The organism is Allopusillimonas ginsengisoli (assembly GCF_004153455.1).
GTDB lineage: Bacteria > Pseudomonadota > Gammaproteobacteria > Burkholderiales > Burkholderiaceae_B > Allopusillimonas > Allopusillimonas ginsengisoli.
Map to the genome: position 1 here is coordinate 333,466 of NZ_SDQE01000001.1, position 14,129 is coordinate 347,594.

Sequence of the window (14,129 nt, forward strand, 5' to 3'; positions counted from 1 at the left end):
CCTTATCCGTACTGGGTTAAATGAATGGTCAAAAATGGCGTGATATCTTGTCTTTGAGATCACTCATCGTGATCTCGCCTAAATGCAAGTCCACCATGCGTCCTTGTGCATCGAAAAGGAAGGTAGTGGGCAAGCCACCCGTCCGCATTTCCTGCATCGCCTTGGACGATGGATCGAGCAGAACATCCTTCAAATTCAGACCTTCGCTACGAAGAAACGCTTTAGCCTGTTGCGCGCTTTCCCCCTGATTGATCAAGACGAAGGCTACATCGGGAAATGCCGCCTGGGCCTGCTCGAGCACCGGCATCTCGCGCCGGCATGGTGGGCACCAGGTCGCCCAAAGATTGAGCACGACCGGCACTCCCACATACGAACTCAAGTGGGCGGGACGCTCCTCCAGCGTCATTAACTGCAAGTCCGGCAAAGACAGCGCGGCCTGCTGCGCCAGCTTGTCAGCTTCCAATCCCAGTGCTGTTGAGGAGTTTTCTGCGTTGTCTGCCTGATTGCAGCCCGCCATCAGCATGAGGGTGACGACAACAAGAATGAGCAGGCGTAAAGCCGGTGTAAGCTTGGTTATCATTTTTCGGCTCCCGAGCCGGAGGATAGGTCAAAACGACGCAGCATCTTGTCCTTGAGGCTGGGCATGGTGATCTCGCCCAAATGCATGTCCACCTGACGGCCTTGCGCATCGAAAAACAAGGTGGTGGGCAAGCCACGCGAGTTCATTGTGCGCATGGCCTCGGAAGCGGGGTCAAGTAAAACATCCGTCAAGCTCAAACCCTCACTTTCAAGAAAAGCCTGCGCCTGCTGCGCGCTTTCCCCTTGGTTGACCAACACGAAGGCCACATCCGGAAAATCGGTCTGAGCCTGTTCAAACACCGGCATCTCGCGTCGGCATGGCGGACACCAGCTCGCCCAAAGATTGAGCACGATGGGGCGCCCCGCATACTCGCTCAGCGAAACGGGATGTTCGTCCAGCGTCGCCAGTTGCAGGTCCGGCAAAGGCGGCGCGGCGCGCAGCAATAAAGCGAGCACCCCGCCCGCGAGGGCCCATGCGGCGACGCCGACCATGACGCCCGCCATCACGGGGACGCGCAAGATCTGAGCGGACCGGGTTCGCCGCCAGATGTAAGCAACGACCACCAGCACGCCAACCCACCAGACAAATCCACCATCGCCGATGGCGATCATGGATCTGGGTGTGGCCGAGTACTCCTCCCACCACTGCGCAATGTATGCCAAGCGTGCCGTCAAGAGCCCCCAAAACACGGCGTCAAGAATCATTGATCCGGCGGCTTTGTAAGACACATCAGGCGTCCTCCGACCGACAATTCGTGCTGTCAGCCAAGCCAGCAGTACGGCGGCAATAACCGTGACGACCTGTATAGGAAATGGACCAATGCCGCTCATGACACCCCCGCCGCGTCCAGGCGGTCCTGAAACTCGCGCGCACCGATCTCACCCACCACACGCAGATCCCGCCGTTCCGTACCATCCGGCCCCACCAGTATGAGCGTGGGCGGCCCCATGACGCCCCAGTGTTTGAGCAGTTCCTTATCTGTAGCGTCATTACGCGTCACGTCTGGCCGCACGACCTGCATACGCGCCAGCTGCGCCGCAACCGCGGGATCGCCGAATACATTGCGCTCGATTACATGGCAGCTGACGCACCAGTCGGCGTAGAAATCAATCAAGGTCCACTGGCCGCGCGCGGCGCCTTCCGCCAGGCGAGCATCCACGTCGGCCACCGATTTCGCCTGGATATAACTGACCTCGGCGGTTGGCGTGGCCGCAGCGGGCGCGCCGCGCAGATGCGCCAGGGGCTGCAAGGCGGCGTCACCCCCTGAAGCGGCGCCCACGAGCATCAGGACAGACCACAGACCGACGAACGCCGCCGCCGAACGCAAGCTCCACGCCAACCGCTGCCTATTCGTAACGGCTTGCGCCCAAGCGACGAGCCCCACCGCCACCAGCAGCATCCAGGCCCCCCAGAGCAACAGACTCGTCGTTCCGGTCAGAAAACGCGTCAGCATCATCACTGCCATGCCAACCATGACATAGCCGAAGGCGACGCGCACCCGATCCATCCACGCACCGGGCTTGGGCAGCACACGGGCGCCGAACACAGCAATGGCCAACAATGGCAGGCCCATACCCAAACCCAGCGCAAACAAAGCCAGCCCCCCTTGGATCGCACTGCCCGTCTGCCCGATGTACAACAGCGCACCCGCCAAGGGAGCCGTCATGCACGGACCAACCAAAAGCGCCGACAGAAAACCCAACACCGCCGCACCGGTGATACTCCCCCCCGAACGAGCAGGCCCCGCTGCCTGGAGGCGATTCGTCACAGCGGATGGCAAGCGCAACTCGAACAGACCGAATAGCGAACTGGCCAGAATGAGAAAGAGCGCCGCGAAGGCGCTGAGCAACCAAGGCGACTGCAGCGTGGCTTGTAAATTGGCACCCACCAGTCCAGCCGCCACCCCCACTGCAGCGTAGGTACCCGCCATCGCCAGGACGTATGACGACGACAAAACGAAAGCCCGACGCGGCTTGGCCTGGCTACCAACGACCATGGTGGAAACGATGGGAATCATCGGCAAAGTGCAGGGCGTAAAAGCCAACAATAGGCCGAATCCGAAAAACAGCAGCGTGCCGGCAATAGGCCCCAGCGCAGCAAGTCGCTGAGCAGCCGCCTGATCCTCGCCAACACTGGCGCCCGAAGGCATGCCGGCCGAATCAGGCCCGCGCTCCGAGACTGATTCAGGTTCCGATGCCTGAGGCGGTTGCTCGACAGCCTGACCGTCAGCTACCGCTGTCGCTGCTGGCGCGCTGATATGCATCGTCTGCGGTGGATAGCAGATACCGTCTTCTGCACAGCCTTGCCAATGCAGTGTCAGTGGGCCGGTTACAGCCGCCGGGAAGCGCAGACGGGCCGTATCGCCGGTGTAGATGACGGTATCGCCAAAAAACTCGTCATGCCGGGGCGTTCCAGCAGGGAGAGCCAGATCAACAGCATTCTCGTTGTCGTCGACCAGCTTCAACGAGTGGCGGTAGACATAATAGCCGTCGGCAATCTGCCCTTCGACTATATACTCTCCGCCTTGCTGCCTCACCTCCTCTACCTTGAATACGTCTGAGGCTTCAAGAAATTCGGGCTCCGTGGCCGACGAAAACAGACCATTGCCTGCCCAGGCACTTCCAACGGCAAAACAAAACAGTACGAGAGCCGCACGGGCAATCCGATAGACAGACAAGCTGAACTCCTGCAGGTAAACTTAGGTGAATCATGCACCTGCAGGATTAAGGGAAGCTTAAGGCTTCGCAGAAAACTCAAGAAAGCGTAGTATCGCCCGCTACTGGAAGCGTAAGTCGTGCTTCCAGCCCGCCGCCATCCCGTTCCAGAAGCTCAAATGCGCCCGCATGTCGACGTGCAATCGCGTTCACAATAGATAGGCCTAGTCCGTAGCCGGGTATTTTTGGGTCTCCACGCCAAAACCGATTAACTGCTTGAGCCCGCTCTTGCGCATTCAGGCCAGCGCCTTCGTCCAGCACACTAATGTGCATGGTGCCATTGCTTTGCGGCTCCAAGCGAATCGTAATGGGAGTGTCGGTGGGCGCGTAGCGTATTGCATTATCAATTAGGTTTTGAATTGCCCCAACTAGAAGTGGTCGGGCGGCGCGTACCGGTCGCGAGTTGTCAGCCCCTTGCACCGATATCCTACCTATAGAATCACCGTACATTGGCTTCAATGCCTCAATTGCAATGGATGCAGCCTCAATCGGATCGCTAACCTCCTTCGCGACAGAATGGCCTTCTAACCGCGCCAGATCAAGCAAACGCTGAAGGATATTCTGCAGCTGCTGTACCCCTTGGTCTGCGCTGGTGAGGGCTGCTTCCATGGTGGCTTTTTCATCTCGCCGTTGCAACGCAAGCTTCGCCACTTGAATGTGTGTTTTCACACCGGTAAGGGGAGTACGCAATTCGTGCGCCGCGCTATCGGTGAATCGGCGCTCTCGCACGATTGCGTCCTGTAGTCTCTCCAAAAGTTGCTCGATCGTATGCAGGAGCGGCTGTAACTCTACAGGGGCCTTCACCTCAGGCAATGGACTATCGTCGCCGGGCCGGCGCCGTGCCAGAAGGCTACGAATACGCTCCACGGGCGCCAGTCCACGGGTAATGCCCAACCACAGCACGATCAGGGTGCCAAACAAAGCGACAACGAACGGCACCCCTGCCGAAAGGATCAACTCTTTGACCAATGCCTCTCTGACGTCGATGCTGTCGGCGGTAGCGATCTGAACGTCGCCCTGCCGCAGTACATAGGTACGCCATCGCTTATTACCGTATATATAGGTACTGAAGCCTGGATCAGCATGCATCAGTTCCGGACTGCCTGCCGTACGTGCCACGGTTTCAATCACGACTTCACCGCGCACGAGGCTTACTTCGCACGCCACCCCATCTCGGGCGACGACGTCCAATGGCTTATCACCCATTGCGGCAATATCTTGAGGTTCGGGAAATTGGGAAACCAGCCCGGCAACCATTCGTGCGGACGCCGCCAGACGGTTGTCCAATGCCTGGCCTAACGACTGACGGGCGTCAATGAACATCCAGGTCGCCACCAAAGTCCAAAGCGCAGTCAGCGAAATACCGATATACAGCAAAAGGCGCAAGCGCAGACTCATGTTCCCACTACCTTCTCGGCTGAACCAAGCCTATAACCGAGTCCACGCACTGTTTCGACAATATTATTTCCGAGCTTGCGGCGCAAATGATAAATATGTACGTTGATCGCATTGCTTTCCACGTTCTGCTCATAACCATAGACGCTATCGCAAAGCTGCTCTGTACTAAGGATGGCCTGGGGATTCTGCAGCAAGGCGCGCAATAATGACAACTCGCGACGTGCCAGCGCTACCGGCTCATCGGCTAGCCATACTCGGCCTGTCGACGAACAGAACTTCAGTTCCCCGTGATTCATGCAGTCGGTGTTGCGGCCCGCGACCCGGCGCGTCAGTACGTGCAACCGTGCCTGCAACTCATCCAACTCGAAAGGTTTGACCAGGTAATCATCAGCCCCTCCAAGTAGTCCCTCCACACGATGGCTGAGCGCGTCACGTGCCGTCAATACGAGAACGGGAAGATCACGACCTTCTTCGCGCCAACGGCGCAGCAATGCCATTCCATCTTCGTCTGGCAGCCCAAGATCAAGGATGCATACATCAAAGTATGACGTCGCCAATGCAGCATCCGCCAAGTTAGCCGTGCTCACGTGGTCGATCGTCAAGCCATGCAATCTCAGTCCCGCCACAATACCGCTCGCGACGAGGAGATCATCTTCTACGAGCAAAATATGCATTTCATTATCCTTGCGTACAAGCGCCGGAAACCTTCTGAACTCTCAATCAAGCAAAAATCTTAACAGTCTTTCAAGCTTTGCTCACCCTCGCATCACCTCTTAATGCTGCCTTAATTCTGGCAACTTATTGTGTCTCCAATTTGGCTGTATTTAATCTGGATTGCCACGTATCTCCTGAGGCAGCACCGGATACGACTCTACCGGATGCAGCCCCTATGGAAGCGGACACGTATGCTATGACACCTATACTGGGAACCTTGCTAGCGACAAGCTTTGTCGCTTCATTGGTGGCGCTGGGCATTCTCGTCTGGGCTGTTGCCAATAAGTTGATATTCGTGGGTAAAGCCGAGGCTTCCACGATTTTCATGGAAGGAGAGCTCGGCCATCCCGACGACAGCTCCTCTTTTGGTAAACAGAACGAGGACGAATCACATCACTTCGACGTATTGCGCGCTGGCATCGATCGCGCCGGGAAGGGCCCAGTTCTGGTTCTGATCACGGCTGGCATTCTCTGGCTACTGATAGGCTCAACATTCGGCGTCATTGCATCCTTGAAGCTGCACTGGCCAGATTGGCTCGCGGATGTTGCGCAGATCACTTTTGGCCGTGCACGCACACTACATCTGAATATCGTTGCCTATGGCTGGCTTTCGGTCACAGGCATCGGCGTGGCTTTATGGCTGTTGCCACGAATCTTCCACACGCCCCTTCGACGGCCCAATATGGCCTATCTTGGGGCCTTTCTTTGGACGCTGGGTGTTCTGGGTGGGACCATCGCCGTCGCTAACGGCTGGTCCGATGGCATTGAGTGGCTGGAATTCCCATGGCAAATCGACTTGGTGCTTGCATTGGGCGGTTTCTTCCTTGCCTGGCCTGCGATTGAGACTGCTGCACGGCGGAAATCACGTCACATCTATGTGTCTGGCTGGTATTTCTTAGCCGGCATGGTGTGGTTTCCCTTCTTGTTCCTGGTGGCGAACATACCCGGCCTGCACGTGGGCGCTCAGCAGGCGACAGTGAATTGGTGGTTCGCCCATAACGTGCTGGGATTGTGGCTGACGCCCATGGGCGTTGGCATGGCCTACTACATTATTCCCAAGATCATCGGCAAACCGGTGTATTCATACAACGTCTCGCTCCTCGGTTTTTGGAGCCTGGCGTTGTTCTACAGCCAGGTCGGCATCCACCACCTGATGGGCGGACCGATCCCGACCTGGGCGGTGACGCTGTCTGTTGTCCATAGCATCATGATGTTTGTCCCGGTAATCGCCGTTGCGATCAACCAGCACGTCACTGTCGCCACCAACATGTGGGCGTTCAAGCAGTCAATGTCGCTCCGGTTCGTATGGATCGGCGCGCTGATGTACACCCTCTCTTCCTTTCAGGGCTCAATCGAGGCAATACGTTCGGTCAACTCGATCACTCACTTCACCCATTACACCGTCGGGCACGCACACCTGGGCGCCTATGGCTTCGTTTCGCTTGTGCTGTTTGGCACTCTCTATTACATGATGCCGCACATCGTTGGCCGGCGCTGGCCCTACCCGAAACTGGTGCAAACGCATTTTTGGCTGGTGGTGGTCGGATTCACGATCTACTTCGTCTCCCTGACCATCGCTGGCGTCCTGCAAGGCATGGGGTTGATGGATCCGGGATCGAGCTTTGCCGAAATCACCCGATCGATGATTCCTTATCTTGAAGGCCGATCCATCGGCGGCACGTTGATGACCTTGGGCCACTTCGTCTTTGCCGCACATTTCGCCTTGCTGCTGCTGAAAAAAGAATCGAGCACCAATTCCGTCGATACGTTCGCTCCTGTGAAAGCGTCATGAACAAACTTTTGCCACTTCTCATTGGCGCAATTGGCGTCTTGCTGCTCGCCACACTGATGCTGGTGATTCTGCCCGCCTGGCAGCTTCGCACATCGCAGCCGCCGGCGCAGCTCCAGCCCTACACCGAGCAGCAGTTGTTCGGACGCCAGCAGTACGTCGCCAACGGTTGTATCTACTGCCACAGCCAGCAGCCCCGCTCCACAGGCCAAACGCTATTCGACGGCGCCCGCGGCTGGGGCCGCGCCTCGACGCCGGGAGACTATTTCTACGACACGCCCCACCTGCTGGGCACCATGCGTACCGGCCCCGACCTGCTCAACGTCGGCGCCCGCCTGAAAAGCCGCGATTGGCATCTGACGCACCTGTACCAGCCGCGCGCCATCTTCGATTGGAGCATCATGCCTTCATATCCCTATATGTTCGACGTGAAGGATGAAGCTGCGCAGGACGACGTCGTGGTGCGCCTGCCCGCCCAGTTCCAGCCGCCGGGCGGCCGGGTGGTCGTGGCTCGCAAAGAAGCGCTGGATCTCGTCGAATACCTGCTCAGCCTGGATCGCACCTATCCGGCCAGCCACGAGGAATTGCAGAAGAGGGACCGCGGATATGACCACCGTCCGGAAACAGCGGCAGACGGGCATGCGGGTTAGGAACGCCATGAAAACTAATCACCACTCGACAACGCCCCGTGTCGACGACATCGATCCCACATTCGAACCTTGGGAGCCGCCCCGCCCGATTCCCATTTTCCTGCTGGCGGTGCTCATCGCCTTGGCGCTGGCCGGCGTCGGCATCTATCTAAGCGACCTGGCTCCATGGACGGACTCCGGCTCGCCCGATACGGTCGCCAGTGGCCCGGTCGCGCCGGTGACGCCCGCAGTGCCTACTCCCATCGCGACGCAGGATGCACCCGAGCTGGTCCATGCCGGCCGAGGTAGCGTGTGGAGCTGCGCATCCTGCCATGGCGATCAGGGCGAGGGTGCCGGCAACACCCCCCGTCTTGCCGGCCTTTCAAAGGAATACCTGGCCAAGCAGCTGCGCGACTTCGCTTCCGACGAGCGCATTAACGAATCCATGCACTACGTGGCGCGCGAACTATCGGCTCACGATATTGCGGAAGTGACGGCCTACTATGCGAACCTGCCCGTCCCCCAGTTGATGCTGCCGCACTCCGATGCCGACATGGAGAGAGGCCGCCTGCTGTTCGAAAAAGGTGACTGGAAACTGGACGTGCCTGCATGCGTCAGTTGCCACGGAGACCAGGGACAAGGCGTGGGTGTCTCCTTCCCGCCCCTGGCTGCGCAACAGCCCGAATACTTGTTCGGCCAGTTGGCCGCCTGGAAAGGTGGTCACCGGCACAACTCACCGCAATCCTTAATGGACGACATCGCGAGCCGACTGTCCTACCAGGATCTGTATGCGGTATCCAATTATGCGGCGTCCTTGCCGGGAGACCGCGACGACACTGTCAAGTAAGCATAGAGAGCCAAGATGACACAAAACCATTCCTCTAACCGGCCGGAGCCGGGCATACGCAAGCGGATGTCAGGCGCCCGGCGGTTAGCCTGGAGCGCGGGACTGGGCATCCTGTTGTTCGGCGCCGGCTACCTGATTCATGACAGCGGCCTGATGTCGTTCTCTTTCACTTCCGAGAAAGGCGGCATTACCCAGATCGGCAGCCAGGTCTACACACGTGAAGCCATGGAGTCCGACCGCAAGACACACCAAGCAGACAGGGCTGCGCCCACAGCCGGCATGCCAGTCGGTGCCGATGGCTATTACTCACCTCCATCGGAAAACAGTATTCCTGACAGTCCCTACGGCGATGCCGTCAAGCGAGGCCGCGCCATCTTCATGGAAACGTCGACCATGGTGTCCGAGCACGTCGGCAATACGCTCGCTTGCGTCAATTGCCACCTTGATGCCGGACGCCGAGAAAATTCAGCTCCCATGTGGGGCGCCTATGTGCGTTATCCAGCGTACCGAAGCAAGACAAAGTCAATCAGTACCATCGAGGACCGCATCAAGGGCTGTTTCACGTACTCAATGAATGCACAGGGCTCACCATCGGGCCAGCCTCCACCAGCCGGGAGCGATATCTACCGCGACTTGACAACCTACTTCTATTGGATGGCCGATGGTGCGTCCACGGGAGAAAAGTTACCTGGCTCAGGCTATCCCAAGCTCAAGAAACCCGAAGAAGACTACGACGTGATGCGCGGACAGACAGTCTACGCGCAGAACTGCGCCCTGTGCCATGGCGCGGATGGCCAGGGCCAGCGAGATCCCGACAGCGGTGTGGTGTTTCCCCCGCTCTGGGGCCCGAACTCCTACAACTGGGGCGCGGGCATGGCGCGTATCGATACGGCCGCCGGCTTCATCAAGGCCAACATGCCGCTGGGCAAGCCATTCTCGCTGACCGACCAGGAAGCTTGGGACGTTGCAGCTTTCGTCGACAGCCATGAACGCCCCAAGGATCCCCGTCAGACCGGCACCCTCGAAGAGGCGCGCGTCGAATTCCATGATGGGGAGGAAAGCTTCTACGGCAAGGCAGTCAACGGGAAGGTCGTCGGCGGGGGTACGGAACAAGAGGACTGATCACGCCATGCAGTCGACGACAACGGCCGCCGCAGCCAACACATTGGACCTAGAGTCGCTGCGCCCCGCCGGACGCATGATTTTTTCCGTGCGCGGCATGTTCTGCGCCAGTTGCGCCATGGCGGTGCAGCGCGTCATCGATAAAGCGCCGGGAGTGCTGGAGAGCAACGTAAATTTCACCTCCGGCTCCGCCTTAGTTCGGTGGGAACCGGCGCGCTTCGATTTTCAAAAGCTTTTTGATCGGGTGCAGGGCCTAGGCTACGAAATGTCGCCGCTGCTGGACGACAACGAGGTGAACCTATCCCTGGAAAAACAAGCATCGCGGATACGGCTGCAGTTGATCGTTGCCGCCTTCTTCGGCATGTGGAGCATGCTGGGATCCTGGATGCTTTACTTTGGCATCGAGGCCGTGGCCGGTATCGATGCCTTGCTGGTAGGCTGGACCGCAACCATTTTCAGCCTGCCGGTGGTTCTATACAGTGGCCTCGATTTTTATCGGGCGGGCTGGAAAACAGTGCGAGCCGGAGTTCCCGGCATGGATGCCCTCATATCGCTGGGCGTCTGGGGCTCCTTATTGCTGTCGCTATGGAACCTCACTCGAAATTCGCCCGCCGTATACGTCGATGCCGCCACGATGCTTATCACATTCCTGTTGGTGGGGCGGCTGATCGAGATCCAGGCACGCAAGCACAGCATGGTAGCGATCGACGCCCTGCGCCAGCTCATGCCGGAAACGGCACGCATCATCCAGCCTGACGGAAATAAAAAAATCGTTGCGCTGGAGTCGGTCCAGACGGGCTCACTAGTTTACGTGCTCGCTGGCGAACGCATACCTGTCGACGGGCTCATAGAAAAGGGCGCGTCGCAGGTAGACACGTCTTTGCTGACGGGAGAATCTCTGCCGCTGGAGCGCAGCGCCGGCGAGTACCTGCATGCCGGCATGGTGAATCTGCAGGCCCCGTTAGTGCTGCGGGTGGAAAAATCTCAAGGCGAAAGATATGCCGATAAACTGGGTCTGCGCATGCATGAGCTGTTCGGCGCGAAGTCCTCGATGTCGAAACTCGCCGAACAATTTGCCCGATGGCTACTTCCAGTGGCTGGCGCGATATCGCTGCTTGCGCTCATGCGCCACCTATGGATGGGTATGGCCGTCGACCACGCATTACTAGCCTCGCTCTCGGTACTCGTCGCGGCTTGCCCCTGCGCCGTCGGGCTTGCCCTGCCGCTGGCATTCTCGGCAGGCAGTGCTCGCGCTTCGCGCGCCGGCATCCTGTTCAGGGATCCCGCCAGTGTCGAAGCCCTGGCGCGAGGCCGCACATTTGCGTTTGACAAGACGGGAACGCTCACGACGGGGCAATTGACAGTGGCGCGCATGACAAGCGAGCACCTGGCGCCCGACGATCTCCTACGAGTCGTCGCGAACGCGGAAACAGGCGTTGCCCATCCTGTGGCCAACGCCATCGTCCAGCATGCTCGTTCTCGTGGAATCGAAGATCTGCCGCTGACGCCCCTTGTGGAGCGGCATCCGGCCGGCGTACGTTATATCGCGCCCGATGGGGCGACATGGCTGATCGGAGCCGTCAAGTGGCTGGAGCGGCAGGGCGTGCGCTGCACCGAGAAGGAGGAAGCAGCCGCTGATCCCGCAACAGGCCCAGCACCAAGCGCCACAGCGCACATTTCTCGTAACGGACGATGGGAAGGCAAAATCGAACTGCAAGACAATATCCGGGCCGATTCGCTGAAGTCCTTGAACTTCCTGCGTAAAGAAGGCTGTCGAACTCTGCTGGTAACGGGCGATCACGCCATGGCGGCAAACTGGGTGGGTGAAAAACTTGGCTTTGCGCCGAAGCACGTTCACGCAGCCAGCAAGCCGGACGACAAAGTCGCAATCCTTCAGAAACATGGGCATGACACTGTTTTTGTCGGCGACGGCATCAACGACACGCTGGTCCTTGCTGCGGCCGGCTGCGGTGTGGCCGTCACTGGTGCAAATGCCATCGCCGTCACGGCCTCAGGCGTGGTGATCACGCGAGGCGGCATGAGCCAAGTGGTCCTGGCACGTCAAATGGCCCGCCACATCATGCGGCGAATCCGTCAAAACCTCTTTTTCTCGATCATCTACAACGTTGCAATCGTTGCGTTGTTCTTGCATATCGGCGTTACCCCCGGTGCGGCCGCCGTCGCCATGCTTCTAAGCAGCATGACGGTCCTCGGCAATTCTGCTCGTCCATTTCAGTCCGACGGCTTGGCTGCTGCTCATTAAGCAGCACCGCCAAATCTTTCATCCCTCTCGCCCGGAAACTTAATCATAATCAGAGAACTAACCTCCGAGAGTTTTGACACCACCATAGGCCTATCCGGCGTGCACGTTGTGCGCTTCTGGGCTAAATGGTGTGGACCGTGCCGGGCCATGTCGCCCCCGGTCAAGCAAACCTCCAATGACATGGCCAAAGACGCCCACTTCGGTGAGATCAACGTTGATCATGCGCTGGCATTGACACATCGCTTCGGGGGTTCAGAACATACCGGCAGTCCTAGCATTCAAGAACGGCTCACTCGCGGATCGAACGGCAGGAGCGATTGGAAAAACGCAATTGAACAATTTCGTCAAGCAACACTTGGATTGATCGAGTGAGCACGCACCGCTCACTCATTATCCTCGGTTCAGATCCTGCGGGATGGGCCGCCGCCATCCATGCTGCACGTACCAATCTTAGGCTCGTGGTCATTACTGCTTAGAGCAAGGTGGTCAGTTGATGACTACTACAGAAGTCCATAATTGACTAGGCGATGCTCACCGCTTGGAGGGACCGGAGTTGTTCATCAGCGCGACCCAAAGGTTGAAACCGGAGTTACATACGGCCACTGCGCCTTTAATATTGACTTAATCGGGTTGGCGTATCGTGTGTAATGATTGGCCCAATCGAACGGGTCATTACCCATACGAATGCGCTGAGCAGTGTGAGTGAATCAACACATGCAACCTGCGCTTTTACCGATTGGGAGTAATCCCATAAATTGAGGTGAAGTTGTTCAAAGCTCTCAACCTAGAATGTGTACGCGGTGATCGCAGCTTGTTCAACGGCCTGAGTTTTCATCTCAAGGCCGGAGAGTGTCTGGTGATTCATGGCGACAACGGTAGTGGAAAAACGAGTCTGCTACGCACACTTGTGGGGCTGGCAGCCCCCGCTGCTGGCGCACTGTACTGGCACGGGCGCAAGATCGACTCTCTGGATGAAGAATACCGATGTCAGCTCATTTACGCAGGCCACCTCCCAGGACTGAAGGAAGAGCTAGATGCAGAGGAAAACCTGCAGTTTGCCTTGACCCTGGCGAATGAACCGTCCAGCGTAAGTGCGATACACACGGCATTGCATCAGGTCGGATTGCAAGGCAAGGAAAATCTGCCGACGCGGCTCTTGTCTGAAGGACAGAAGCGTCGAGTGAGCTTGGCTAGATTAGTACTGCAAAAACGCCCTTTGTGGGTATTGGACGAACCTCTGGCCGCCTTGGACAGCAAAGCCGCCCAATGGGTGACGGAAACGATAGACCGGCACCTGTGCCGTGGCGGAATAGCCGCTGTCACGACGCATCATGAGATGAAACTGAAGCATGCGACGTATCACATCACATGCGGATAAGCACATGAGTGCGCCCCTGGGGCTGGCTTCTTTCCATGGAGTGATCAAACATGATTTAAAAGTCGCCATGCGTTGCAAGTCCGAAGTCCTGACTTCGCTTTCGTTCTTTGTCATCGTGGTCAGCTTGATTCCATTGGGCGTTGGCGCTGAACGAGACATACTCAGACAGATTGCACCCGGCATTCTCTGGATTGCCGCATTGCTGGCCACCTTGATCTCGTTGAATCGCCTGTTTGAACGGGATTATCTGGACGGGACCCTGGAGCAACTGCTCCTGTCCCCCGCTCCGTTGGGCGTACTGATATTGGGCAAAGTCGTCGCGTACTGGCTATTGACCGGCCTGCCGCTGACATTGCTGGCGCCATTTTTGGCACTGCAATTCGACTTGCCGCCTTCATCTCTATACGCGCTGACAGCCTCGTTATTGCTCGGCACCCCGGTGCTGAGCCTGCTTGGAGCGATTGGAGCCAGCCTGACATTGGGCTTGCGCAGCAACAGCGTGCTGCTGACACTGCTGATTTTGCCGCTTTACGTACCGGTGTTGATTTTTGGCACGGCCGCTGTTGACGTCGCCACCGGCGGGGCACGCACAGGCGCGAATATTTCGCTGCTGGGAGCGATGTTGGTGCTGGCCGCGTTTTTTGCTCCTTGGGCGACGGCTGCCGCGCTGAAGATTGCGCTGGAGTAATGAAAAA

The 14,129-nt window shown here is 58.1% G+C and carries 13 protein-coding genes; 8 read left to right on the forward strand and 5 right to left on the reverse strand.

Annotated features, from left to right (window positions below; all coding sequences use genetic code 11):
* Positions 1–28: 28 nt before the first annotated feature.
* The 5 genes from ERE07_RS01715 to ERE07_RS01735 all read right to left on the reverse strand — a co-directional run bounded on the left by ERE07_RS01715 (position 29) and on the right by ERE07_RS01735 (position 5,366).
* A complete protein-coding gene (locus ERE07_RS01715; RefSeq protein ID WP_118994228.1) occupies positions 29–580 on the reverse strand; it encodes a TlpA family protein disulfide reductase in 552 nt (183 codons plus the stop codon).
* The gene (locus tag ERE07_RS01720) at positions 577–1,410 is read right to left on the reverse strand and encodes a TlpA disulfide reductase family protein (RefSeq protein ID WP_118994227.1); all 834 of its coding nucleotides are present in this window, start codon (positions 1,408–1,410) and stop codon (positions 577–579) included. The genes ERE07_RS01715 and ERE07_RS01720 overlap by 4 nt, the downstream gene beginning before the upstream one ends.
* Entirely contained in the window at positions 1,407–3,257 is a 1,851-nt protein-coding gene (dsbD, locus tag ERE07_RS01725; protein ID WP_228255685.1) for a protein-disulfide reductase DsbD, read from the reverse strand. Before dsbD ends, ERE07_RS01720 begins: the two co-directional genes overlap by 4 nt.
* Before the next feature lie 76 nt (positions 3,258–3,333).
* A complete protein-coding gene (locus ERE07_RS01730; protein WP_245153352.1) occupies positions 3,334–4,680 on the reverse strand; it encodes a sensor histidine kinase in 1,347 nt (448 codons plus the stop codon).
* Positions 4,681–4,688: 8 nt separating this feature from the next.
* A complete protein-coding gene (locus tag ERE07_RS01735; protein WP_118994224.1) occupies positions 4,689–5,366 on the reverse strand; it encodes a response regulator in 678 nt (225 codons plus the stop codon).
* Positions 5,367–5,581: 215 nt separating this feature from the next.
* Here ERE07_RS01735 and ERE07_RS01740 point away from each other — a divergent pair, with 215 nt between their 5' ends.
* The 8 genes from ERE07_RS01740 to ccmB all read left to right on the forward strand — a co-directional run bounded on the left by ERE07_RS01740 (position 5,582) and on the right by ccmB (position 14,122).
* Complete coding sequence (locus ERE07_RS01740) at positions 5,582–7,198, forward strand: cbb3-type cytochrome c oxidase subunit I (RefSeq protein ID WP_425330941.1); 1,617 nt, start codon at positions 5,582–5,584, stop codon at positions 7,196–7,198.
* The gene (locus tag ERE07_RS01745) at positions 7,195–7,845 is read left to right on the forward strand and encodes a cbb3-type cytochrome c oxidase subunit II (protein WP_118994223.1); all 651 of its coding nucleotides are present in this window, start codon (positions 7,195–7,197) and stop codon (positions 7,843–7,845) included. Before ERE07_RS01740 ends, ERE07_RS01745 begins: the two co-directional genes overlap by 4 nt.
* Before the next feature lie 7 nt (positions 7,846–7,852).
* A complete protein-coding gene (locus ERE07_RS01750; protein WP_118994222.1) occupies positions 7,853–8,671 on the forward strand; it encodes a c-type cytochrome in 819 nt (272 codons plus the stop codon).
* Positions 8,672–8,686: 15 nt separating this feature from the next.
* The gene (locus tag ERE07_RS01755) at positions 8,687–9,793 is read left to right on the forward strand and encodes a c-type cytochrome (protein WP_228255686.1); all 1,107 of its coding nucleotides are present in this window, start codon (positions 8,687–8,689) and stop codon (positions 9,791–9,793) included.
* 7 nt (positions 9,794–9,800) lie between these two features.
* Positions 9,801–12,056, forward strand: coding sequence for a heavy metal translocating P-type ATPase (locus ERE07_RS01760; protein WP_164878369.1), 2,256 nt, complete (start codon positions 9,801–9,803; stop codon positions 12,054–12,056).
* 48 nt (positions 12,057–12,104) lie between these two features.
* Entirely contained in the window at positions 12,105–12,428 is a 324-nt protein-coding gene (locus tag ERE07_RS01765; protein ID WP_228255844.1) for a thioredoxin family protein, read from the forward strand.
* Positions 12,429–12,816: 388 nt separating this feature from the next.
* On the forward strand, positions 12,817–13,434 hold the full coding sequence (gene ccmA, locus ERE07_RS01775; protein ID WP_228255687.1) for a cytochrome c biogenesis heme-transporting ATPase CcmA: 618 nt from the start codon (positions 12,817–12,819) through the stop codon (positions 13,432–13,434).
* A 4-nt stretch (positions 13,435–13,438) separates the two neighbouring features.
* The gene (gene ccmB / locus ERE07_RS01780) at positions 13,439–14,122 is read left to right on the forward strand and encodes a heme exporter protein CcmB (protein ID WP_118994218.1); all 684 of its coding nucleotides are present in this window, start codon (positions 13,439–13,441) and stop codon (positions 14,120–14,122) included.
* Positions 14,123–14,129: the final 7 nt, after the last annotated feature.

Coding starts and splice junctions, on each gene's coding strand:
- ERE07_RS01755 (WP_228255686.1), top strand. CDS start 8,687: ATGACACAAAACCATTCCTCTAACCGGCCGGAGCCGGGCATACGCAAG.
- ERE07_RS01735 (WP_118994224.1), bottom strand. CDS start 5,366: ATGCATATTTTGCTCGTAGAAGATGATCTCCTCGTCGCGAGCGGTATT.
- ccmB (WP_118994218.1), top strand. CDS start 13,439: ATGAGTGCGCCCCTGGGGCTGGCTTCTTTCCATGGAGTGATCAAACAT.
- ERE07_RS01750 (WP_118994222.1), top strand. CDS start 7,853: ATGAAAACTAATCACCACTCGACAACGCCCCGTGTCGACGACATCGAT.
- ERE07_RS01760 (WP_164878369.1), top strand. CDS start 9,801: ATGCAGTCGACGACAACGGCCGCCGCAGCCAACACATTGGACCTAGAG.
- ERE07_RS01745 (WP_118994223.1), top strand. CDS start 7,195: ATGAACAAACTTTTGCCACTTCTCATTGGCGCAATTGGCGTCTTGCTG.
- ERE07_RS01715 (WP_118994228.1), bottom strand. CDS start 580: ATGATAACCAAGCTTACACCGGCTTTACGCCTGCTCATTCTTGTTGTC.
- ERE07_RS01720 (WP_118994227.1), bottom strand. CDS start 1,410: ATGAGCGGCATTGGTCCATTTCCTATACAGGTCGTCACGGTTATTGCC.
- ERE07_RS01740 (WP_425330941.1), top strand. CDS start 5,582: ATGGAAGCGGACACGTATGCTATGACACCTATACTGGGAACCTTGCTA.